The organism is Phenylobacterium sp. (assembly GCF_965229015.1).
Lineage (GTDB): Bacteria > Pseudomonadota > Alphaproteobacteria > Caulobacterales > Caulobacteraceae > Phenylobacterium.
In genome coordinates this window covers 2676191-2695743 of sequence record NZ_CBDDIM010000001.1, presented here as the reverse complement: position 1 = coordinate 2695743, position 19553 = coordinate 2676191, and the positions used below count along the sequence as shown (strand labels likewise).

Annotated in this window: 17 protein-coding genes; 15 read left to right on the top strand and 2 right to left on the bottom strand. The window is 69.6% G+C overall.

Translation table 11 applies throughout. The annotated features are described in order from the left end of the window. The first annotated feature begins 312 nt into the window (after positions 1 to 312). The 3 genes from ACO06I_RS13560 (at position 313) to ACO06I_RS13550 (ending at position 3231) form a co-directional block, all read left to right on the top strand. Positions 313 to 1971 (top strand): M28 family metallopeptidase, encoded by a 1659-nt coding sequence (locus ACO06I_RS13560; protein ID WP_421933093.1) that lies wholly within the window; start codon positions 313 to 315, stop codon positions 1969 to 1971. Positions 1972 to 2097: 126 nt separating this feature from the next. Next, entirely contained in the window at positions 2098 to 2466 is a 369-nt protein-coding gene (locus ACO06I_RS13555; protein WP_421933092.1) for a hypothetical protein, read from the top strand. Between the two features lie 96 nt (positions 2467 to 2562). Then, on the top strand, positions 2563 to 3231 hold the full coding sequence (locus ACO06I_RS13550) for a hypothetical protein (protein WP_421933091.1): 669 nt from the start codon (positions 2563 to 2565) through the stop codon (positions 3229 to 3231). 148 nt (positions 3232 to 3379) lie between these two features. Here the strand turns inward: ACO06I_RS13550 and ACO06I_RS13545 are convergent, their stop codons facing one another. Further along, on the bottom strand, positions 3380 to 3979 hold the full coding sequence (locus tag ACO06I_RS13545; protein ID WP_421933090.1) for a hypothetical protein: 600 nt from the start codon (positions 3977 to 3979) through the stop codon (positions 3380 to 3382). Between the two features lie 85 nt (positions 3980 to 4064). On the opposite strand from ACO06I_RS13545, the gene ACO06I_RS13540 reads away from it, so the two are divergent. The 12 genes from ACO06I_RS13540 to ACO06I_RS13485 all read left to right on the top strand — a co-directional run bounded on the left by ACO06I_RS13540 (position 4065) and on the right by ACO06I_RS13485 (position 18180). Further along, positions 4065 to 4310: a hypothetical protein gene (locus ACO06I_RS13540; RefSeq protein WP_421933089.1), complete on the top strand. Its 246-nt coding sequence runs from the start codon at positions 4065 to 4067 to the stop codon at positions 4308 to 4310. Positions 4311 to 4399: 89 nt separating this feature from the next. Then, positions 4400 to 5050 carry a LemA family protein gene (locus ACO06I_RS13535; RefSeq protein ID WP_421933088.1) on the top strand — a complete coding sequence of 217 codons (651 nt, stop codon included), beginning with the start codon at positions 4400 to 4402 and terminating at the stop codon, positions 5048 to 5050. Then, the gene (locus ACO06I_RS13530; RefSeq protein WP_421933087.1) at positions 5047 to 5847 is read left to right on the top strand and encodes a TPM domain-containing protein; all 801 of its coding nucleotides are present in this window, start codon (positions 5047 to 5049) and stop codon (positions 5845 to 5847) included. The genes ACO06I_RS13535 and ACO06I_RS13530 overlap by 4 nt, the downstream gene beginning before the upstream one ends. Beyond that, positions 5847 to 6539: a TPM domain-containing protein gene (locus ACO06I_RS13525; protein ID WP_421933086.1), complete on the top strand. Its 693-nt coding sequence runs from the start codon at positions 5847 to 5849 to the stop codon at positions 6537 to 6539. The genes ACO06I_RS13530 and ACO06I_RS13525 overlap by 1 nt, the downstream gene beginning before the upstream one ends. Before the next feature lie 164 nt (positions 6540 to 6703). Next, positions 6704 to 8071 carry a PAS domain-containing protein gene (locus tag ACO06I_RS13520; protein WP_421933085.1) on the top strand — a complete coding sequence of 456 codons (1368 nt, stop codon included), beginning with the start codon at positions 6704 to 6706 and terminating at the stop codon, positions 8069 to 8071. Positions 8072 to 8091: 20 nt separating this feature from the next. After that, a complete protein-coding gene (locus ACO06I_RS13515; protein WP_421933084.1) occupies positions 8092 to 9408 on the top strand; it encodes a CitMHS family transporter in 1317 nt (438 codons plus the stop codon). A gap of 55 nt (positions 9409 to 9463) precedes the next feature. Beyond that, positions 9464 to 9931, top strand: coding sequence for a (2Fe-2S)-binding protein (locus ACO06I_RS13510; protein ID WP_421933083.1), 468 nt, complete (start codon positions 9464 to 9466; stop codon positions 9929 to 9931). A gap of 1 nt (position 9932) precedes the next feature. Then, on the top strand, positions 9933 to 12122 hold the full coding sequence (locus ACO06I_RS13505; protein WP_421933082.1) for a molybdopterin cofactor-binding domain-containing protein: 2190 nt from the start codon (positions 9933 to 9935) through the stop codon (positions 12120 to 12122). A gap of 211 nt (positions 12123 to 12333) precedes the next feature. Next, on the top strand, positions 12334 to 13581 hold the full coding sequence (locus tag ACO06I_RS13500) for a TetR/AcrR family transcriptional regulator (protein WP_421933081.1): 1248 nt from the start codon (positions 12334 to 12336) through the stop codon (positions 13579 to 13581). 52 nt (positions 13582 to 13633) lie between these two features. Beyond that, positions 13634 to 16993 (top strand): carboxyl transferase domain-containing protein, encoded by a 3360-nt coding sequence (locus ACO06I_RS13495; protein ID WP_421933080.1) that lies wholly within the window; start codon positions 13634 to 13636, stop codon positions 16991 to 16993. Between the two features lie 70 nt (positions 16994 to 17063). Further along, positions 17064 to 17648, top strand: coding sequence for a hypothetical protein (locus tag ACO06I_RS13490; RefSeq protein ID WP_421933079.1), 585 nt, complete (start codon positions 17064 to 17066; stop codon positions 17646 to 17648). A gap of 43 nt (positions 17649 to 17691) precedes the next feature. After that, positions 17692 to 18180 carry a hypothetical protein gene (locus ACO06I_RS13485; RefSeq protein ID WP_421933078.1) on the top strand — a complete coding sequence of 163 codons (489 nt, stop codon included), beginning with the start codon at positions 17692 to 17694 and terminating at the stop codon, positions 18178 to 18180. 20 nt (positions 18181 to 18200) lie between these two features. Here the strand turns inward: ACO06I_RS13485 and ACO06I_RS13480 are convergent, their stop codons facing one another. Beyond that, complete coding sequence (locus ACO06I_RS13480; RefSeq protein ID WP_421933077.1) at positions 18201 to 19547, bottom strand: VWA domain-containing protein; 1347 nt, start codon at positions 19545 to 19547, stop codon at positions 18201 to 18203. Positions 19548 to 19553: the final 6 nt, after the last annotated feature.

Genomic DNA, 19553 nt, shown 5'->3' with positions numbered 1-19553 from the left:
CCGGCGACCCGAAGGGCGGCGCGAAGCAGCCAAGGCCGGGACCGAGATTCATGCCGGGCGCTTGGAGTTGGCCCACCCGTTCGTGTGGTTCGTGTGGTTCGTGGACAAGCTGATGGGTCTTGCCGCCGCACCCCCTCAAGACTTGGAACCACGAACCACACGAACCACACGAACAAGACCCTGATGGAAGGTAGGGGATGAATCTGGGTCCCGGCCCTCGCCGGGAAGAACAGTCTGGGGGGCGGGCGCCCGAACCGATGCGCTTTCGGCCGCGACGCTCTAGGATCGCACCCTGTCTCGGAGTCCGACCCTATGAAGCTTCCCGTCCTCACCCTCGCCGCCGTCCTGATGGGGACCGCCGCCCAGGCCCAGACCTCCGGGCCCATCGATCCGGCCCGGCTGTCGGAGATCGTGAAGGTGATGGCGTCGGATGAGTTCGAGGGCCGCGCGCCGGGCTCGCCCGGCGAGCAGAAGACGGTCGACTACCTGATCGGCCAGTTCAAGGCCCTGAAGCTGGAGCCGGCCGGCGACAACGGCGGCTGGACCCAGGACGTCAAACTGCAGCGGTTGCAGGTGGAGCCTGACGCCCGGCTCCGGATGTCGGTGGCCGGCAAGCCCATGCCCCTGGTCCAGGCCCAGCAGATCAATGTCGCCACCCTTCGCCCGGTGGATCGGGTGAAGATCGTCAACGCCCCGATGGTCTTCGTCGGCTATGGCGTCAAGGCCCCCGAACGCGGCTGGGACGACTTCAAGGGCTACGACCTGAAGGGCAAGGTGGCGGTCTTCCTGATCAACGACCCCGACTTCGAGGCGAAACCCGGCGAACCGGTGGCCGGCAAGTTCGGCGGCCAGGCGGCCGCCTACTACGCCCGCTGGACCTACAAGTACGAGGAGGCGGTGCGCCAGGGCGCCATCGCCGCCCTGATCGTCCACGAGACCCCCGGCGCCGGCTATGGCTGGTCGACGGTGGCGGCCTCCAACGGCGAGAGCTTCGATATCGTCCGGCCGAACCCGGCCAAGGACAAGCTGCTGCTGCAGGGCTGGATCCAGCGCGACCTGGCGGTGGATGTGTTCAGGCGGGCCGGTCTCGATTTCGAGGCCCTGAAGACCCGCGCCCGCAGCCCCGGTTTTCGGCCCGTGCCGCTGACCGGCGCCACCTTCTCGGCCGACTACGGCGTCAGCCACAGCCAGGTGACCAGCCACAACGTCCTGGCCAAGCTGACGGGCGCCGGCAAGCCCCAGGAGAGCGTGATGTTCTCCGCCCACTGGGACGCCTTCGGCCTCGGCGCCCCGGTAGAGGGCGACAAGGTGCGTCACGGGGCGGCCGACGACGCCATCGGGGTGGCCGGCGTGCTGGAGATCGCCCGGGCCTTCGCCTCTGGCACGCGGCCGGCCCGCACCACCCTGTTCGCCGCCTGGACGGCGGAGGAGCGTGGCCTGCTGGGGTCGGAGTATTATGGCGTCCACCCGACGACGCCCCTGGACCGGATGGCGGCCAACTTCACCATGGACGTGCTGCAGACCGCCGGACCGTCCAGGGACGTGGTGCTGGTGGGCTATGGCCAGAGCCAGCTCGACGACCGGCTGATCTCCGCGGCCAAGGCGCAAGGTCGGACCGTGACGCCGGACGCCCATCCGGAGCGCGGCCTGTTCTTCCGCGCCGATCATTTCAGCCTGGCCAAGCATGGCGTGCCGGTGATGCTGATGATGGGGCTTGGGGGCGGGCCGGACCTGGTCGCGGGCGGCCGCGAGGCCGGCGACAAGTGGGTCAGCGACTATACCGCCCACTGCTACCACCAGCCCTGCGACGCCTGGAGCCCCGACTGGGACCTGCGCGGCGCGGCCCAGGACGTCGAGCTGCTCTATGTGATGGGCAAGGCCATCGCCTCCGATCCCAAGGACTGGCCGGACTGGGAGGCCGGGTCGGAATTCAAGGCGATCCGCGACCAGACGGCGGGGGTGAGGCGATAGCCGTTTTCGAGCGCTGCGCGGTCGACGAGCCTATTGGCGAAGATTTGGGTCCGCTTCGCGAGCGGACACTGACGGCCGCATTCGACCCATTGCAGTCGTTGGCCGGCCGCGGAATAGTTCGATCGCATGAGACTTCGTCGCATCGCCTGCGCTTTTCTCGCCTTCGGTCAGCTCGCAATTGGCCCGAGTTCGGTTGCTGCCGAACCGGAAGGTGCCGAAAGGTGGGTCGGGTTTTGTGTTCGGTACTCGGTGTCGACCAAGAAGCTGAGTGACGCTGTACTGGTGCTGCCGTCCGGTGACGTCGCCCTGGACGCGAAGATGCGAGCGGAGATCTCCGACATACGCGCTTTCCATCACACGCCACTGGGTAAGTGGGTGCCACTCCGCATCGGCCCCAACGACAAGCGGATGGAGGACGCCGAGGCCTACTATGGCCGGCCGCTGCCGGACATTGATTGCTCTAGCCTGGAAAAAGTGAGGCCTCCTGCTCCCTAGAGCAATGTCTGCTGCCCACACCTTGCGGCACTTGGAAGAGTCCGCATGCTGGAGAGAATGGAGCGAAAGGCTTCACTGGGAAGGATCGGCCCCCAAATGCGCTTCCTGCACCTCGCAGCTTTTTTCTCGATGATCCTGGCGGCGACGCCGGGCATCGCCTGCACGCCGGTGGCGGGTTATCGCATTCCTACAAACGTAGAGCTTGTTCAAAGGGCCGATCTTATTGTTCTGGCGCGCGTCGTGGCGGGGCCGCCTGCCAGCGCGCCAATTGGCGTTCCCTGGTCAGACCCACCCAAGGTTATCCTCGATCCGGTCGAGGTCCTGAAAGGCGAACTACCCAAAGAGATTCCGCGTCTATTTGGAGTAACCTTTGCGCGGAATGGTCCAATACGGGCCACCGTTACTCCGCTCACGAACGCGCACCCTAGCGCTTACGCAGGTGGATGCGTGCGCAACGAATATGCAGTGGGGACATTGGTGGTCGCGATGTTCAAGCGTACCCCAGACGGCCTGAAACAACTCGACTTTCCGTTTGCACGACAGGCCGAAGATGTGGCCGCTCCAAGCGACACATGGGTGAGAGCCGTGCGCTTCTACGTCAATGCTTCGCGTGGCGCAGCAGGAGAACAGCGCCAAAGGTTTCAACTATTGAAAGACAGTCTGGCGCGAGACGGCGATGGCAAAGACCGTGAAATCAGTAAAGACATCGGGCGATACTTGGCGACTGATCCGCAAAATGCAGGGCGTTCAGCCGAAATGTGGTGACTGTCTAGCGTCCGCATCCCACCCTTCCCAGACATCGACAGGGTCCGGTCTGAGGCAATCCAGGTACCGGCTGCTTGCGGCGACTGCGCTCGGGGCCGCTCGCGACCCACTACGGACCTTACAGTCAGGACGAGCCGCGGCTGGACGCTCAATCGCGCCACGCCTCGATCTCGGGAAGGCCCGGTGAGACCACCTTTCCGTCGAGTACTGCGCCGCCCTCGCGCCAGCAGGGCTTCACTGCCTCTTGGCTCTCGAACCACCACCTGGCCACTGGTCCCGTAGAGTCTTCGATGCTTAACCGCACCGGCGATCCACCTTGGCTCGCCGGTGCGGCTTCGAAAGTAACGACCGGCTGGTGGGAGGGTGGAATGCTGAACGGCGTTGCAAGAGAGGCCGGCCCGCGGACAGATAAGGATGGAAGAGTGTCGAGTCGCCCCAGAGCGACTCCGACTTCATCGCAGTCCCGGCTGTCGATCCACGCATAGCTCGTCGCCGGCGCAGCGCCCAACTCCGAAAGCCGCTCCCGCCGCTCGATCAGCCAGTGCGAGCCATTCTCCACGTCTCGCTGCAGACGACGGAACAGGATCACGCGCTCAGTTCGCCCATACCCATGCTCTTGCACGCGAACCCTATAGAAGTCGGACGCAAAGAGCGGCGGCGGAGACAGCTGCGGCTGGGCGGCAGTTGGAAGCGCTCCGAAGGCTGCGAACCCGAGCGCGAGCGCGAGCACCCCCATGTGCTTGACCATGCTGATCTCCATCTTGGTCGCACGTACTAAGGTGGGCAAGGTCCGCTAACCACCCATCGCTGACGCTCGGCGCGTCGGCTTTCAAGTGCCTATCAGGGCGGGCGCCTACACCGCCCACTGCCAGCCCTGCGACGCCTGGAGCCCCGACTGGGACCTGCGCGGCGCGGCCCAGGACGTCGAGCTGCTCTATGTGATGGGCAAGGCCATCGCCTCCGATTCCAAGGATTGGCCGGCCTGGAAGCCCGGTTCGGAATTCAAGGCGATCCGCGACCAGACGGCGGGCCTGCGGAAAATAGACCGCCCTTGCCCCGCTGAGCTTTCCAAAGCTTAATCCCGCCACCGTTGCGCGTGATCAAGGTCGAGGCCACATAGGCCGCCAGTCATGCTCGTTCCTGACGCTGCTCTCAAGGAGCCACACACTTGTCCACGCTTCGCAATCGCCTCGCGCGCGCCGCCCTTCTGGTGCTCGCGCCCGTCCTGATCGTTGGCTGCGGGATCAACAACATCCCCACCAAGGAAGAGCGCGCCAAGGCCCAATGGGCCGAGGTCCAGAACCAGTATCAACGCCGCGCCGACCTGATCCCCAACCTGGTGGAGACGGTGAAGGGCTACGCCGCCCAGGAGAAGAGCGTCCTGACCGCGGTGACCGAGGCGCGCGCCTCGGCGACCCAGGTCAAGGTCGACGCCTCCACCCTGACCAACCCGGCCCAGTTCCAGCAATATGCCGCCGCCCAGGACAAGCTGTCAGGCGTGCTCGGCCGGCTGATGATGATCCAGGAGAACTACCCGGACCTGAAGTCCAACCAGAACTTCCTGGCCCTGCAGAGCCAGCTGGAAGGGACCGAGAACCGGATCACCGTGGCGCGCCGCGACTACAACGAGGCGGTCCGCGACTACAATCTGGAGTTCCGCAAGTTCCCCAACAGCTTCTGGGCCTCCACCGTCCATAGCGGCTCCAAGCCGATGGTGATGTTCCAGGCCAACGCCGCGGCCCAGGCCGCGCCCAGCGTCAGCTTCTCGCCGACGACGGCGCCCGCGGTCTCCACCCTCCCGGCCGCGCCGGCCCAATGACCCAGCGCAAGGGACCGCGGGGTCTTCTGGTCCTCGCGGTCCTCAGCCTCTTTGTGATAGCGGGCGCGGCGCTCGCCGCGCCCAAGTTCCCGCCGCTCACCGGACGGGTGGTGGACAATGCCGGCCTGTTGTCGCCCGAGGCCGAGCAGAGGCTGACCACCGAACTCGCCGACCTGGAGGCCAAGACCGGCCGCCAGATGGTGGTGGCGACCCTGCCCGACCTGCAGGGCTACGAGATCGAGGACTACGGCTACCAGCTCGGCCGCGCCTGGGGCATCGGCGACAAGACCCGCAACGACGGGGTCCTGCTGCTGGTGGCGCCCAACGCCAAGAAGGTGCGGATCGAGGTCGGCTACGGCCTCGAGGGCATCCTCACCGACGCCCTGTCGAGCCTGATCATCCAGGACAAGATCCTGCCGGCCTTCCGGTCGGGCAAGATGGAGGAGGGGGTGGTCAGCGGCGCCGAGGCGGTGATCGGCCAGCTCTCCCTGCCAGACGATCAGGCCAAGGCCATCGCCGCGGCGACCCCCGCGCCAGAGCCTGAGTCGGAGTCCAGCCTGCCCGGCGTGATCATCTTCATCGTGGTGATCATCTTCTGGGTGCTCAGCGGCATCCTGCGGGCCGGCCGCCGCGGTCGCGGTCGCGGTCGTGGTCGTGGCGGCGGCGGCTTCTGGTGGATCCTGCCCCTGCTGCTCTCCGGAGGTGGCGGCGGTGGTCGCGACGGCGGCGGCGGCGGCGGCGGATTCAGCGGCGGCGGCGGATCGTTCGGCGGCGGCGGCTCTTCAGGAGGATGGTGATGCTTTCAGAGGCCGACCGCACACGCATCGCGGCCGCGGTGACCCGCGCCGAGCTGCGCACCAAGGGCGAGATCTACACCGTGGTGGCCCGGGAATCCTCGGACTATCGCGAGGTGCCGGTGGCCTGGGCCGCCATCGCCGCCCTGGCCGCCCCGGCGGTTCTGCTGGCCGGCGGCATCCAGGTGACGGCGCCGGACATCCTCACCGGCTGGACCGCCGCCCAGATCGGGGCGGTGGCCGAACAGGCCGTTCGCGGCGCCCTGATGGGGGCCATCCTGCTGCAGGGGGCGCTCTTCGTCCTGGTGGCGATCGTCGTGGGGATGATCACGCCCCTGCGCCGCCTGCTGACCCCCAAGGGGCTGAAGCGCGAGCGGGTGCGACGCCGGGCCCAGGAGCAGTTCCTGGCCAAGAACCTCGCCGGCACCCGGGAACGCACCGGGGTGCTGATCTACGTCTCCGCCGTGGAGCGGATGGCCGAACTGATCGCCGACGAGGGCGTCGCCGCCAGGGTGGACCCCAAGGTCTGGGATCAGGCCATGGCCGCCCTGACCGACGGAATCCGCGCCAAGAAGCCCGCCGAGGGCTTCGAGGCGGCCATCGCCCTGTGCGGTGACATCCTGGCGCAGCACTTCCCCGCCGCCCCCGGCGACAATCCCAACGAGCTGTCTGATTCGGTGGTCCTGCTGTCCTGATCGACGTCGCGAGGCGCTTTCCGCCGCAGGTTCGGCCTGCAACTGAAGCGGGAAACGCCTTTTTCGCTCGCTCGCCAGGGATGCGTCGTTATTCGCAGTTGTGGCGCAAGCTTCACCAGACCAGAGTGCCCGCCGCTCAATTCCGGGCGCTCGGGAGCCGTCTCGTGGGAAAGCCGCCGTCCGACGCGCGCGATCCGACCTTTCGCGCCCTGGCGCCAGCCATGGCGCTGGGCATGGTCTACCAGATGGAGGCCTCGCCCGATGCGGCCGAGCGCCGCTTCGTCTACGTCTCCGAGAACTGCCTGGCCCTCAATGGCGTAACCGCCGAGGCGGTGATGGCCGACCCCACCGTCTTCTTCCGGCTGGTGGCGCCCGAGCACCGGGAGCGCGCCGCCTTGGCGACCCGCCAGGCCATCGTGGCCCGCACGCCCCTGGACATCGAGCTGGCCTTCAACCGTCCGGACGGCGAGGTCCGTTGGCACCGCCTGGCCTCGGCGCCCCGGTCGGAGCAGGACGGCTGGACCCTGTGGGACGGCATCCAGATCGACATCACACCCCGCAAGCGGGCCGAACTGGAGCTGGAGGAGCAACGCCGGCGGCTGGAGGTGGCGGTGGAGGCCACCGGCCTGGGCTTCTGGGACTACGACATCCGCACGCGCAAGATCACCTGGTCGGGGCAGACCAAGGCCCTGTTCGGCCTGTCCTCCGAGGCCGAGGTCTCCCTCGAGAGCTTCATCGGCGCCCTCCATCCCGAGGACCGGCCCCTTCTGAACGCGGCCTTCGTCGAGGCGCGGGACGTGAAGGGGGGCGATTTCGCCCTCGACCACCGGATCGTTCTGCCGGACGGCGCCATCCGCTGGCTCTCGTCCTCCGGCCGGATCATGGCCGACGACGGCGGTCCAAAGGTCGTGGTGGGAACCTCCCTCGACATCACCGAGCGCCATGCCGCCGAGGCGCGTCAGCGTCTGGTGATGGGAGAGCTGGCGCACCGGGGCAAGAACGGCCTGGCCATGGTGCTGGCCATCGTCAGCCAGACCGGCCGCAGCGCCTCCACCGTGGCCGAATACCAGCAGCTGCTCACCGCGCGGCTGGAGGCCATGGCCCGCTCCCAGGACCTGATGACCGGCTCCGGCGGACGGCCCCCGGACCTGCTGTCCCTGCTGGCCGAAGCCCTGCGCCCCTTCGACGGCGCGCGCATCCGGCTGGACCCGGAACTCGGGGCGGTGATGCTCAACCCCGACCTGGCCCTGGCGCTCGCCCTGCTGCTGCACGAGCTGGCCACCAACGCCACCAAGTACGGCGCCCTGTCGGTGGCGGCGGGACAGATCGAGGTCAGCAGGGTCGCGGCCGAGCCGGGGCGCTCGGCCTTCCTCTGGCGCGAGCGCGGCGGCCCCCCGGTCAGCAAGCCCAGCCGCATCGGCTTCGGCAGCCGCCTGCTGCAGGCGGCCCTTCGCCCGCAGGGGGGGCGGATCGATAGCGCCTTTGAGCCGGAGGGATTCTCGGCGAGGCTGGAGTTCCCGGCGCAGACCTAGCGGGCGGGTAGAAGGACCGCATGCTGACCCTGCTCGCCTTCGCCATGGTGGCGACCTTCATGACCCTGATCATGACCGGTCGCGTCTCGGCCCTGGTGGCCCTGATCCTCACCCCGGTCGCCTTCGGCCTGCTGGCGGGTCATGGCGCCGATCTCGGCCCCATGATGCTGGACGGGGTCAAGGCGCTCGCCCCCACCGGGGTGATGCTGGCCTTCGCCATCCTGTTCTTCGGCCTGATGACCGATGCGGGCCTGTTCGATCCCCTGGTGCGGCTGATCGTGCGGGTCGTCCACGGCGATCCGGTTCGGATCGTGGTGGGCTCGGCGGTCCTGGCCCTGCTGGTCTCGATGGACGGCGACGGCTCCACCACCTACCTGATCTGCTGCACGGCCATGGTCCCGCTCTACAGGCGGATGGGGCTCAATCCGCTGATCCTGGCCTGCCTGCTGATGCTGGCCTGCGGGGTCACCAACATCACCCCCTGGGGCGGGCCGACCGCGCGGGCGGCCAGCGCACTGCACCTCGACGCCGGCGACGTGTTCGTACCGATGATCCCGGCCATGCTGGCGGGCGCGGCCTTCATCCTGCTGGCGGCCTATGTCCTGGGACGCGGCGAGCGGCGGCGGCTGGCGGCCCTGTCGTCGGACGGGACGGTGCGCGATCCGGGGGACGCCGACCTCACCGAGGACCTGGTGCGAACCAACGACCTCACCGAACGCCCCAAGCTGATCCTGGCCAATCTCGCCCTGACCCTGGCCCTGCTGGCGGGCCTGGTGCTCGGGGTCCTGCCCCTGCCGGTGCTGTTCATGATCGCCACCGCCATCGCCCTGGTGCTGAACTATCCCGCCCTGGCGGCGCAGAAGGCGCGGATCGCGGCCCACGCCCCCAACATCCTGCCGGTGATCAGCCTGATCTTCGCGGCCGGGATCTTCACCGGCATCCTCAACGGCACGGGCATGACCGACGCCATGGCCGGCAGCGTCACCGGCCTGATCCCGCCGGCGCTCGGTCCCCACATGGCGCCGGTCACGGCCCTGGTGGCCATGCCCTTCACCTTCTTCATCTCCAACGACGCCTTCTATTTCGGCATCCTGCCGATCCTGTCCCAGGCCGCGGCGGCCCACGGGATCACGCCGGTGGAGATGGCGCGCGCCTCGCTGACCGGCCAGGCGGTGCATCTGCTGTCGCCCCTGGTGCCCTCGACCTATCTGCTGGTGGGGCTGGTGCGGGTGGAGCTGGCGCAGCATCAGAGGTTCACCCTGGCCTGGGCCGTGGCGCTCTCCCTGGTGCTTCTAGGCGCGGGAATCCTCACCGGGGTCATTCCTCTGGCTGGCTAAGCTCCCTGCCGCCCGCTAGGATTTCCCCAACGACAGAACGGGGAGAGGGCGCGTCATGGCCTACAGGATCAACGTCAACGGCAAGGCCCGGAGCGTCGATGTCGAGGAGGGTACGCCCCTGCTCTGGGCCCTGCGCGACGGGCTCGGAATCCTGGGGCCGAAGTTCGGCTGCGGGATCGGCCAGTGCGGCGCCTGCACCGTTCACATCGACGGCCAGCCGGTCCGCGCCTGTTCCTTCCCCATCGAGAACGTCGGCGCCGCCAAGGTTGTGACCATCGAGGGGATCGGCGCCACCCCCAACGGCAAGAAGGTGCAGGCCGCCTGGATGGAGCTGGACGTCGCCCAGTGCGGCTACTGCCAACCGGGCCAGATCATGTCGGCCACCGCCCTGCTGAACGCCACGCCCAAGCCCGCCGACGCCGACATCGACTCAGCGATGAGCGGCAACATCTGCCGCTGCGCCACCTACAGCCGCATCCGGGCGGCGATCAAGCAGGCCTCCGGCCAGAAGGTGGAGGCGTAAGATGGCCGACGGTTTCACGGACGGCGCCTCGCGCCGCGACCTGCTCAAGACCGGCGCCCTGGCCGGCGGGCTGTTCCTGTCCTTCAGCGTGGCGCCCAAGGCCGGCGCGGCCGAGCAGGGCGTCTCCAAGCTCAACGCCTATGTCAGCCTGACCCCGGACAACAAGGTCACCATCGTCTCCAAGAACCCGGAGATCGGCCAGGGGATCAAGACCTCCCTGCCGATGATCATCGCCGAGGAGTTCGACGTCGACTGGGCCTCGGTGACGACGAAGCAGGCCGACGGCGATCCGGCCACCTATGGCCGCCAGTTCGCCGGCGGCAGCATGGCCACCCCCCTGCACTGGGACGAACTGCGCCGTGTGGGCGCCGCGGGCCGGGCCATGATCGTGGCCGCCGCCGCCCAGACCTGGAACGTGCCGGCCGCTGAGTGCACGACGCTGTCGGGCGTCGTCCATCACAAGGCCTCGGGCAGGAAGGCGACCTACGGCTCGCTCGCCGCCAAGGCCGCGACCCTGCCGGCGCCGGACCTCAAGACCGTCGCCCTGAAGGATCCCAAGGACTACCGCATCCTGGGCCGGTTCATGCCGCAGGTGGACTCCGAGGCCCTGGTCACCGGCAAGCCGCTGTTCGGGATCGATGTGGTGGTCCCTGGCATGCTCTACGCGACCTTCGAGAAGGCTCCGGTGTTCGGCGCCAAGGTGGCCAGCGCCGACCTCGCCGCCGCCAAGGGGGTGAAGGGCGTGCGTCAGGCCTTCGTGGTCGACGGCGGGACCGACCTCTCGGGCCTGCTGCCCGGCGTGGTGGTGGTGGCCGACAGCTGGTGGCAGGCGCGCACGGGCCGCGAGAAGCTGAACATCCAGTGGGCCGACCACCCGACCTCCCAGCAGTCGACGGCGGCCTTCGACGCCCAGGCCCTGGCCCTGTCCAAGGGTCCGCCCCTGCGCACCGAGCGCAACGACGGCGACGCCGCCGCCGGGCTGAAGGCCGCGGCCAAGACGGTGGAGGCGGCCTACGCCTATCCCTTCCTGGCCCACGCCGCCCTGGAGCCGATGAACTGCACGGCCCACTTCAAGGACGGCAAGCTGGAGATCTGGGCGCCGACCCAGAATCCCGAGGCGGGCCGCCAGCTGGTGGCCAAGACCCTGGGGATCGCGCCCGCCGACATCACCCTGCACATGACCCGCTGCGGCGGCGGCTTCGGCCGCCGGCTGGCCAACGACTACATGGTCGAGGCCGCCTGGATCGCCAAGCAGGCGGGCGCGCCCGTCAAGCTGCTGTGGACGCGGGAGGACGACCTGCGCCACGACTTCTACCGTCCGGCCGGCTATCACTTCCTCTCCGGCGGGGTGGACGCCTCGGGCGCCGTCACGGCCTGGCGCGACCATTTCGTCAGCCTGGGCGCCGACGGCAAGTTCGCCTCCAGCGCCGGCATGTCGGCGGCCGAGTTCCCGGCCCGCTTCGTGCCCAACTTCCGCTACGACCTGTCCCTGATCCCCTCGGGCGTGCCCACCGGGCCGCTGCGGGCGCCGGGCAGCAATGCGCTCGCCTTCGTCGTGCAGTCCTTCATCGACGAGCTGGCTCATGCGGCGAACGCCGACCCGGTGGCCTTCCGCCTGAAGCTGCTCGGCGACGGCGGCATGATGGGGACGCCGGGCCAGAACGGCTACGCCGCCGACCGCATGCGGGGCGTGGTCAAGCTCGCCGCCGAGAAGTCCGGCTGGGGCAAGACCAAGCTGCCGGCGGGGAGCGGCATGGGGGTGGCCTTCCACTTCAGCCACATGGGCTATTTCGCCGAGGTGGTGCAGGCCAGCGTCGCCGCCGACGGGGCGGTGAAGGTGGACAAGGTCTGGGTCGCCGCCGACGTCGGCCGGCAGATCGTCAATCCGGCCGGGGCCATCAACCAGGTGCAGGGCTCGGTGATCGACGGCCTGTCGGCGGCGCTCGGCCAGAAGATCACCATCGAGGGCGGGGCCGCGGCCCAGAGCAACTTCGGTGACTATCCGCTGTTGCGGATGGCCGACGCGCCGCCGGTGGAGGTGCACTTCCTGATCACCGACAATCCGCCCACCGGGCTGGGCGAGCCGGCCCTGCCGCCCGCGCCGCCCGCGCTCTGCAACGCGATCTTCGCGGCGACGGGCAAGCGGATCCGCAGCCTGCCGATCGACACCGAGGCCTTGAAGCGCGCCTGAGTCGCGGCTTGGGCGTCCGGGCGGCTTTCGCCTGGACGCGAGGCCGCGCTAGAGCCTGTCCGTTTCAGATGGACTCATCTGAAACGGATAAACAGGCTCGCTCTTTGTATGTTTAGAGCGTGACGGGCGCCTGAACCGGTAGCCACTTCAGGCTGTCACGCTCTAAGGTGAATTCAGAAGATGCGGTACGACCGCGCGAAGTGATGGGCGGATGAGTCAGGGCGTCGAGCTGCAGGAAAAGGTGACTCGAGGCCCGACCCGGCGCTTCGAGCAGCGCAAGAGCGCCATCGTCAGCTCGGCGGTCGAGGTGCTGAACCGCAAGGGCGTGCGTGGCATGACCCTGGGAGAGGTGGCCGCCCGCCTGAACCTGGTCCCCACCGGGGTCATCTACTATTTCCGCAACAAGGAGGACCTGGCCGCGGCCTGCTTCCTCCAGGGGATCGCCCGGTTCAACGCGCTGCTGGCGGCGGGCCGGGCCGGCGCCGACGTGCGGGCGCGCCTGACCCTCTTCCTCGACGCCTATTTCGACTATCGCCGCCGGGCGGCCCTGGGCGAGGCCGAGCCCATCGCGGTGTTCAACGATGTCCGCGCGCTGAAGTCCGAGCCGGTGAACGCCGCCTATGTCGACATGTTCCGGCGCGCCCGGGGCCTGCTGTCGGGACCGGAGACGGCGGGCCTGACCCGGCTAGCCCTGAACGCGCGCACCCACATGCTGGTCTCGGAGATCTTCTGGACCGTGGCCTGGCTGCACCGCCACGATCCCGAGGACTATGGCCGCGTCTCCCAGCGCATCCTCTCCATCGCCGCCGACGGCCTGGCCGCGCCGGGCGCCGCTTGGAACCCCCGGCCCCTGCCGGACCTGATCCCCGAGCCGCCGGCGGGCGGGGAGATCTCCAGCGAGCTCTTCCTGCGGGCGGCCACCGAGCTGATCAACGAGGAGGGCTATCTGGGCGCCTCGGTGGAGAAGATCTCCGCCCGGCTGAACGTCACCAAGGGCGCCTTCTATCATCACAACGAGACCAAGGACGAACTGGTGGCCGCCTGTTTCGAGCGCACCATCGAGGTGATGCGCCGCGCCATCCGCCAGGCCGAGGCGGTCTCCGCCACCGGCCTGCAGACCCTGGCCACGGTGGCCGCGGCCCTGGTGGCCTACCAGATGTCGGGCAACGCCCCCCTGCTGCGCACCTCGGCCCTGACCTCGGCGCCGGAATCGATCCAGCCGCAGCTGGTGGCCAAGTTCGACCGCATCTCCGACCGCTTCGCTTCGCTGATCAGCGACGGCATCGCCGACGGCTCGGTGCGGGCCGTCGACACCAATATCGGGGCCCAGATGATCACCGCCATGATCAATGCGGCCGCCGACCTGCACTACTGGACGCCGGGCGCCAGTCCGGAGATGGCGGTGAACCTCTATGTCCGGCCCTTCTTCGAGGGCCTGCTGTCGCCCCCCGTCTCCTGAGGCGCCGGGACCAAAACGATGAGACGGCCGCAGGCGGCCGCGAAGGGTAGGGATGTCCGTGAAGAAGCTGCTGATCGCCAACCGCGGCGAGATCGCCGTGCGCATCGCCCGCACCGCCGCCGAGATGGGGCTCCCCACCGTCGCGGTCTACGCCCAGGACGACGCTGCTTCCCTCCACACCCGCAAGGCCGACGAGGCCGTGGCGCTCAACGGCTCGGGGCCGGCGGCTTACCTGGATGGGGCGCAGATCCTGGAGGTCGCGAAGGCGGCGGGCGCCGACGCCATCCACCCCGGCTACGGCTTCCTCAGTGAGAACGCCGCCTTCGCCCGGGCCTGCGCTGCGGCCGGCGTCACCTTCGTCGGCCCCAGCCCCGAGACCCTGGAGCTGTTCGGCGACAAGGGGCAGGCCCGGGCCCTGGCCGCCCGCTGCGACGTGCCGATCCTGCCGGGCACGGAGGGAACCACGACGCTGGACCAGGCCAAGGCCTTCCTGGCGGGGCTGGGCGCCGGCGGGGCGGTGATGGTCAAGGCGGTGTCCGGCGGCGGCGGTCGCGGCATGCGGCCCGCCCGCTCCGTCGAGGAACTGGAACAGGCCTTCGAGCGCTGCGCCTCGGAGGCCCTGGCGGCCTTCGGCGACGGCGCCCTCTATGTCGAGCAGTTCCTGCCGCGCGCCCGGCACATCGAGGTGCAGATCCTCGGCGACGGCGCCGCGGTGTCCCACCTCTGGGACCGCGAGTGCAGCCTCCAGCGCCAGCGGCAGAAGGTGGTGGAGATCGCCCCGGCCGACACCCTGCCCCTGGAGATCCGTGAGCAGCTGTTCGAGGCCGCCGTCGCCCTGGGCCGCGCCGCCCACTATCGCAGCCTGGGCACGGTGGAGTTCCTGGTGGAGGTAGGCGATCACCCGCGCCTGGTGTTCATCGAGGCCAATCCCCGCCTGCAGGTGGAGCATACGGTGACCGAGGAGGTCCTGGGGCTGGATCTCGTCCGCCTGCAGATCGAGGTGGCGCGCGGCAGGTCCCTGGCCGACCTGAACCTCACCCAGACCCAGGTCCCGAGCCCGCGCGGGGTGGCGGTCCAGGCCCGCGTCAATCTGGAGACCATGGGCGCCGATGGCTCGGCCCGCCCCGCCGGCGGGGTGCTGTCGGCCTTCGAGCCGCCGTCGGGGCCCGGGGTGCGGGTCGACGGCTTCGGCTATGCCGGCTACCGCACCAGCGCCCGCTACGACTCCCTGCTGGCCAAGCTGATCGTCCACGCCACCGCCGGCGGCCTGCCGACCGCCGTGGCCAAGGCCCATCGCGCCCTGTCGGAGTTCAAGATCGCCGGCGCCCCCACCAATATCGGCTTCCTGCAGAGCCTGCTGGCCCATCCGGCGGTGGCCAAGGGCGAGGTCCATACCCGCTTCATCGAGGAGACCATGGGGGCGCTGGCCGCCACGGCCGAGGCTCCGAAACTCTATTTCGAGACCGCGGCCCCGGGCGGGGTCGCCAAGCGGGCCGGCGTGCAGGTCGATACGGTCGATCCCCTGGCGGTCCTGGCGCTCGGCAAGGAAGAGCGCACCGCCGCCGATCTGGAGGAGGACGAGGCCGAGGGACCGGAGGGGACCAGGCCCCTGCGCGCCCCGCTGCAGGGCACGGTGATCGCGCTGTCGGTGGCGGTGGGCGACGCCGTGCGGGTGGGCCAGCCCCTGTTCATCATGGAGGCCATGAAGATGGAGCACGTGGTGGCCGCCAGCTTCTCCGGCCTGGTCCGCGAGATCACCGTGGCGCAGGGGGACACCGTCTTCGAGGACCACCCCCTGGCCTTCCTGGAGGAGGCGGAGGTGGAGGGCGGCGCCGGCGAGGCCGAGGAGGTCATCGACCTGGACCATATCCGCCCCGACCTGGCCGAGGTGCTGGAGCGCCACCGTCTGACCCTGGACGAGGCCCGGCCCGAGGCCGTAGCCCGGCGGCGGAAGACCAGGCAGCGGACCACCCGCGAGAACGTCGCCGATCTCTGCGATCCCGGCACCTTCACCGAATACGGGGCGCTCACCATCGCCGCCCGGCGCAAGCGTAACACCCTGGACGAGCTGATCGCCACGACCCCGGCCGACGGCATGGTGATGGGCCTGGGCCAGGTGAACGGCGACCGGTTTTCCGAGGACAAGGCCCGGGTGGCGGTCATGGCCTATGACTACACCGTGCTGGCCGGGACCCAGGGGGCGCACAATCACGAGAAGCTCGACCGGATGAGCGAGATCGCCCTGCGCTGGCGGGTGCCCACGGTGTTCTTCACCGAGGGCGGCGGCGGGCGGCCCGGCGACACCGAGGGCGGCGGCTTCACCCGGGGCTTCGAGTTCTGGGGCCGGCTGTCAGGCGCCGTGCCCCTGGTGGGGATCAATTCCGGCCGCTGCTTCGCCGGCAACGCCGCCATCCTCGGCTGCTGCGACGTGATCATCGCCACCAAGGACTCGGCGCTCGGCATGGGCGGCCCGGCCATGGTGGAGGGCGGCGGCCTGGGCGTCTTCCGCCCCGAGGAGATCGGTCCCCTGAAGGTCATGCAGGCCAACGGCACCATCGACGTGCTGGCCGAGGACGAGGCCGACGCCGTGCGCCTGGCCAAGCAGTACATCTCCTATTTCCAGGGCCCGGTCGCCGACTGGACCTGCGCCGACCAGCGGCTGCTGCGCCGGGCGATCCCGGAGAACCGGCTGCGGGTCTATGACGTGCGCAAGGTGATCGAGCTGATCGCCGATGAGGGGTCGGTGCTGGAGCTGCGGCCGAAGTTCGGCCTGGCCATGATCACCGCCTTCATCCGCATCGAGGGCCGCCCGGTCGGCGTGTTCGCCAACAATCCGCACCACATCGGCGGCGCCATCGACTCCGACGCCTCCGACAAGGCCGCCCGCTTCATGCAGCTGTGCGAGGCCTTCGACATCCCCCTGCTGTCGCTCTCGGACACGCCGGGCAACATGGTGGGACCGGAGGCGGAGAAGACCGGCCTGATCCGCCATTGCTCGCGGCTGTTCGTCATCGGCGCCAACCTGACGGTGCCGATCTTCTCGGTGATCCTGCGCAAGAGCTACGGCCTGGGCGCCATCGCCATGACCGGGGGCAGCTACCAGGCGGCCATGTTCTGCGTCGCCTGGCCCACCGGTGAGTTCGGCGGCATGGGGCTGGAGGGCTCGGTGAAGCTGGGCTACCGCAACGAGCTGGCGGCCATCGCCGATCCGGTGGAGCGCAAGAGGAGCTTCGACGAACGCGTCGCCCGCGCCTACGCCGCCGGCAAGGCCCTGGCCCGTGGGGCGGGGACCGACCTGGACGACGTCATCGATCCCGCCGACACCCGCCGCTGGGTGCTGGCCGGGCTGAAATCCCTGCCGCCCGTCCCGGCGCGCACCGAAAAGAAGCTGCGCTGGATCGATTCCTGGTGAGACGGCCACCAGCTTGACCGCGCGGACCGTCCGAATGACTGTGCTGCGAGGCCGGAAAGGGGGCTGACGCATGTTTCGATCCATCGCCGCGCTCCTGAGCGTGGCCCTGCTGCTGGGGGGCCAGACCGCCGCGGCCCAGTCCTCCAAGCCGCCCCCCGTGGTCGCCGCCGGACCCGCGCCGAACGTGCCCTGGTGCCCGCCCGGCCAGGCCAAGAACGCCGCCGGCAAGTGCGCGGCTCCCGCCGCGACGCCGGTCGGCAAGCCCGCGCCAGCCGAGACGCCCACGGTCTACCAGACGGTCAATGGGGTTCGCACAGCGGTCGCGGGACCCGGCGCCGCGCCGCCGGCGACCCCGTCCCCCGCCACCGCCAAGCCCGTCGCGGCCGGGCCGATTCCGGCCGCGAAGCCCGTCACGCCGCCTGCGACCGCCTATGCCAAGCCGCCCGTCGCGGCCAAGCCGATCGCGGCCGCGCCGGTCACCATCGCGGTGGGCGAACCGAACGGCGACTGCACCCGGCGCGCGCCCAACCTGATCCATGACAGCCGCTCGCCCGGCGGCTGCGCCCCCTGTCCGCGCGGCCGGATTCCCAACAGCGCCCGCCAGGCCTGCGTGATCCCCATCCCCAGTCCCTATCGGCGGCCTTCCGGCGGGTGAGCCGAGGGGCTAGGTTGCTTCCATCTCCGGCCCGAGGCGCGTCATGCGGATCCTGCTGATCTCCACCCTGCTGGCCCTGGCGGCGACACCGGTCCTGGCCCAGTCCTATGAGCACGCGATCTCCCAGTCGCCGGCCTACGATCGCGACGCCGGCTATGGCGATCGCGGCGGTCCCCGGGACGAGGGCTATCAGCGGGACGATGGCGCGCCGCCCGATGAAGGCGGCCGCTATCAGGACCAGGGCGCCTACGGTCAATACGACCGGCCGCCCCCGCCGCGCCGCCGCCACCGGTCCGCAGCCGCGCCGGTCAGCCGCTATGCGGGCTTCGGCAATCCCGTCCCCTATGACGACGGCATGATCCGCACCGGCCGCGACTATCCGGCGGGCACGGTGGGCCTGGCCTATGGCCCGCAGGCTCGGCCGCAGGTCTGCACCGTCCGCCGCAGCTATTACGACGCCGACCAGGGCCGCTACCGGGTCGTCCGCCGTCGCGTCCCCTGCGTGGGACAGGGGCGCTACGAAGAGGAGTAGCCGCGGGGCTCGGCCTTGGCTCAGTGCGGGACGTAGGTCCGCAGCACGTCCTCGATGATCCGCTCGAGCTGGGCCAGGGTGTTGCAGGGCTTGGCCACGTGGCAGAACCGCTCGTAGCGGTGCATGACGCTGTCGCCCTGGCCCCAGTAGCTCTCGGGCTCGGGGTTCAGCCAGATCATCGCCCGGCAGCGCTTCTGGATCGTGGCGAACAGGTCCAGCCGCGGGTCGGCGTAGTTCGACCGCGCGTCCCCCAGGAAGATCACCGTGGTGTGGCGGTCGATCTGGTCCAGGTGCTGGTCGCAGAAATCCTCCAGGCTCTTGCCGTAGTCGGTCTGCTGGAAGCCGATCTTCTTGAGCACCTCGAGGATGGCGGTCTCGACCTTGTTGTCGTCCAGCAGGTCGTTGACGCTGATCATCCGGCCGGAGAAGGCGAAGGCCTCCATGCGGTCCACCACCTCGTTGAGACTGTAGAGGAAGGTGAGCAGGAACTGGGCGGCGGCGGCTACGGACTTGGAGACGTCGCAGATCGCCACGATGTTCGGCTTCTCCACCTTCTGGGTCTTCCAGACGATCTCGAAGGGCAGGCCGCCATAGGCCATGGAGCGGCGCAGGGTGCGGCGGACGTCCAGGTGCCCGCGGCGGGCGCGGTTGCGGCGGCGCGAATAGCGGTCGGCCAGCCGCTTGGCCATCTTCTTCACCAGGGCCTGCATCATGGCCAGGTCGGCCGGGTCGATGCCGCCCTCGGCGTTCAGGGCCTTGCGGGCCAGCAGCTCCTCGCGGAGGTTCTTGCCGCTCTCGGCGGCGTAGAGCTCGTGCTGGCGGTCGACATAGCGCTGGGCCTCTTCGGTCAGCGCCTTCTTGCCGGCCTCCAGCCGCCCCACCAGGGCCTGGCTGCGGGCGTCCTCCAGCTTCTTGGCCGCGGCGATGATCTGCTCGATCTCCGCCAGGCCCATCTCCTCCAGCATCTTCCGCGTCAGGCGGCTGCGCTGGGTGGAGAGCCGGATGGAGGAGACCTGGGCCCGCTCGGCGGCGGCCTCCATGGCCTGGGCCAGGGCCGAGACATCGCCGTTGAGCAGCATCTGGGCCAGCTCGGAACCGGCGACCTCCGGCGGCAGGTCCTCGGGCTCGCCGTCCGCCCCCTGGGGCGGCGGCTCCATCTGGAAGGTCTCGCGGGCGAAGAAGGTCTCGAAGGTCTCGTCGAAGCGGTCGACCTCGTCGGCGGTCTTGGCCAGGGTCGCGCAGAGCGCGTCCTTGAACAGCTCGCGGTCGGCGAAGCCCACCATGGCCACCGTCAGGTGAGCGTCGATCGCCTCCACCGGCGAGACCTTGACGTCCGCGGCCCGCAGGGCCCGGAGGAAGTCTTCCATCGCGCC

Coding starts and splice junctions, on each gene's coding strand:
- ACO06I_RS13560 (WP_421933093.1), top strand. CDS start 313: ATGAAGCTTCCCGTCCTCACCCTCGCCGCCGTCCTGATGGGGACCGCC.
- ACO06I_RS13555 (WP_421933092.1), top strand. CDS start 2,098: ATGAGACTTCGTCGCATCGCCTGCGCTTTTCTCGCCTTCGGTCAGCTC.
- ACO06I_RS13550 (WP_421933091.1), top strand. CDS start 2,563: ATGCGCTTCCTGCACCTCGCAGCTTTTTTCTCGATGATCCTGGCGGCG.
- ACO06I_RS13545 (WP_421933090.1), bottom strand. CDS start 3,979: ATGGTCAAGCACATGGGGGTGCTCGCGCTCGCGCTCGGGTTCGCAGCC.
- ACO06I_RS13530 (WP_421933087.1), top strand. CDS start 5,047: ATGACCCAGCGCAAGGGACCGCGGGGTCTTCTGGTCCTCGCGGTCCTC.
- ACO06I_RS13525 (WP_421933086.1), top strand. CDS start 5,847: ATGCTTTCAGAGGCCGACCGCACACGCATCGCGGCCGCGGTGACCCGC.
- ACO06I_RS13515 (WP_421933084.1), top strand. CDS start 8,092: ATGCTGACCCTGCTCGCCTTCGCCATGGTGGCGACCTTCATGACCCTG.
- ACO06I_RS13510 (WP_421933083.1), top strand. CDS start 9,464: ATGGCCTACAGGATCAACGTCAACGGCAAGGCCCGGAGCGTCGATGTC.
- ACO06I_RS13505 (WP_421933082.1), top strand. CDS start 9,933: ATGGCCGACGGTTTCACGGACGGCGCCTCGCGCCGCGACCTGCTCAAG.
- ACO06I_RS13500 (WP_421933081.1), top strand. CDS start 12,334: ATGAGTCAGGGCGTCGAGCTGCAGGAAAAGGTGACTCGAGGCCCGACC.
- ACO06I_RS13495 (WP_421933080.1), top strand. CDS start 13,634: ATGTCCGTGAAGAAGCTGCTGATCGCCAACCGCGGCGAGATCGCCGTG.
- ACO06I_RS13490 (WP_421933079.1), top strand. CDS start 17,064: ATGTTTCGATCCATCGCCGCGCTCCTGAGCGTGGCCCTGCTGCTGGGG.
- ACO06I_RS13485 (WP_421933078.1), top strand. CDS start 17,692: ATGCGGATCCTGCTGATCTCCACCCTGCTGGCCCTGGCGGCGACACCG.
- ACO06I_RS13480 (WP_421933077.1), bottom strand. CDS start 19,547: ATGGAAGACTTCCTCCGGGCCCTGCGGGCCGCGGACGTCAAGGTCTCG.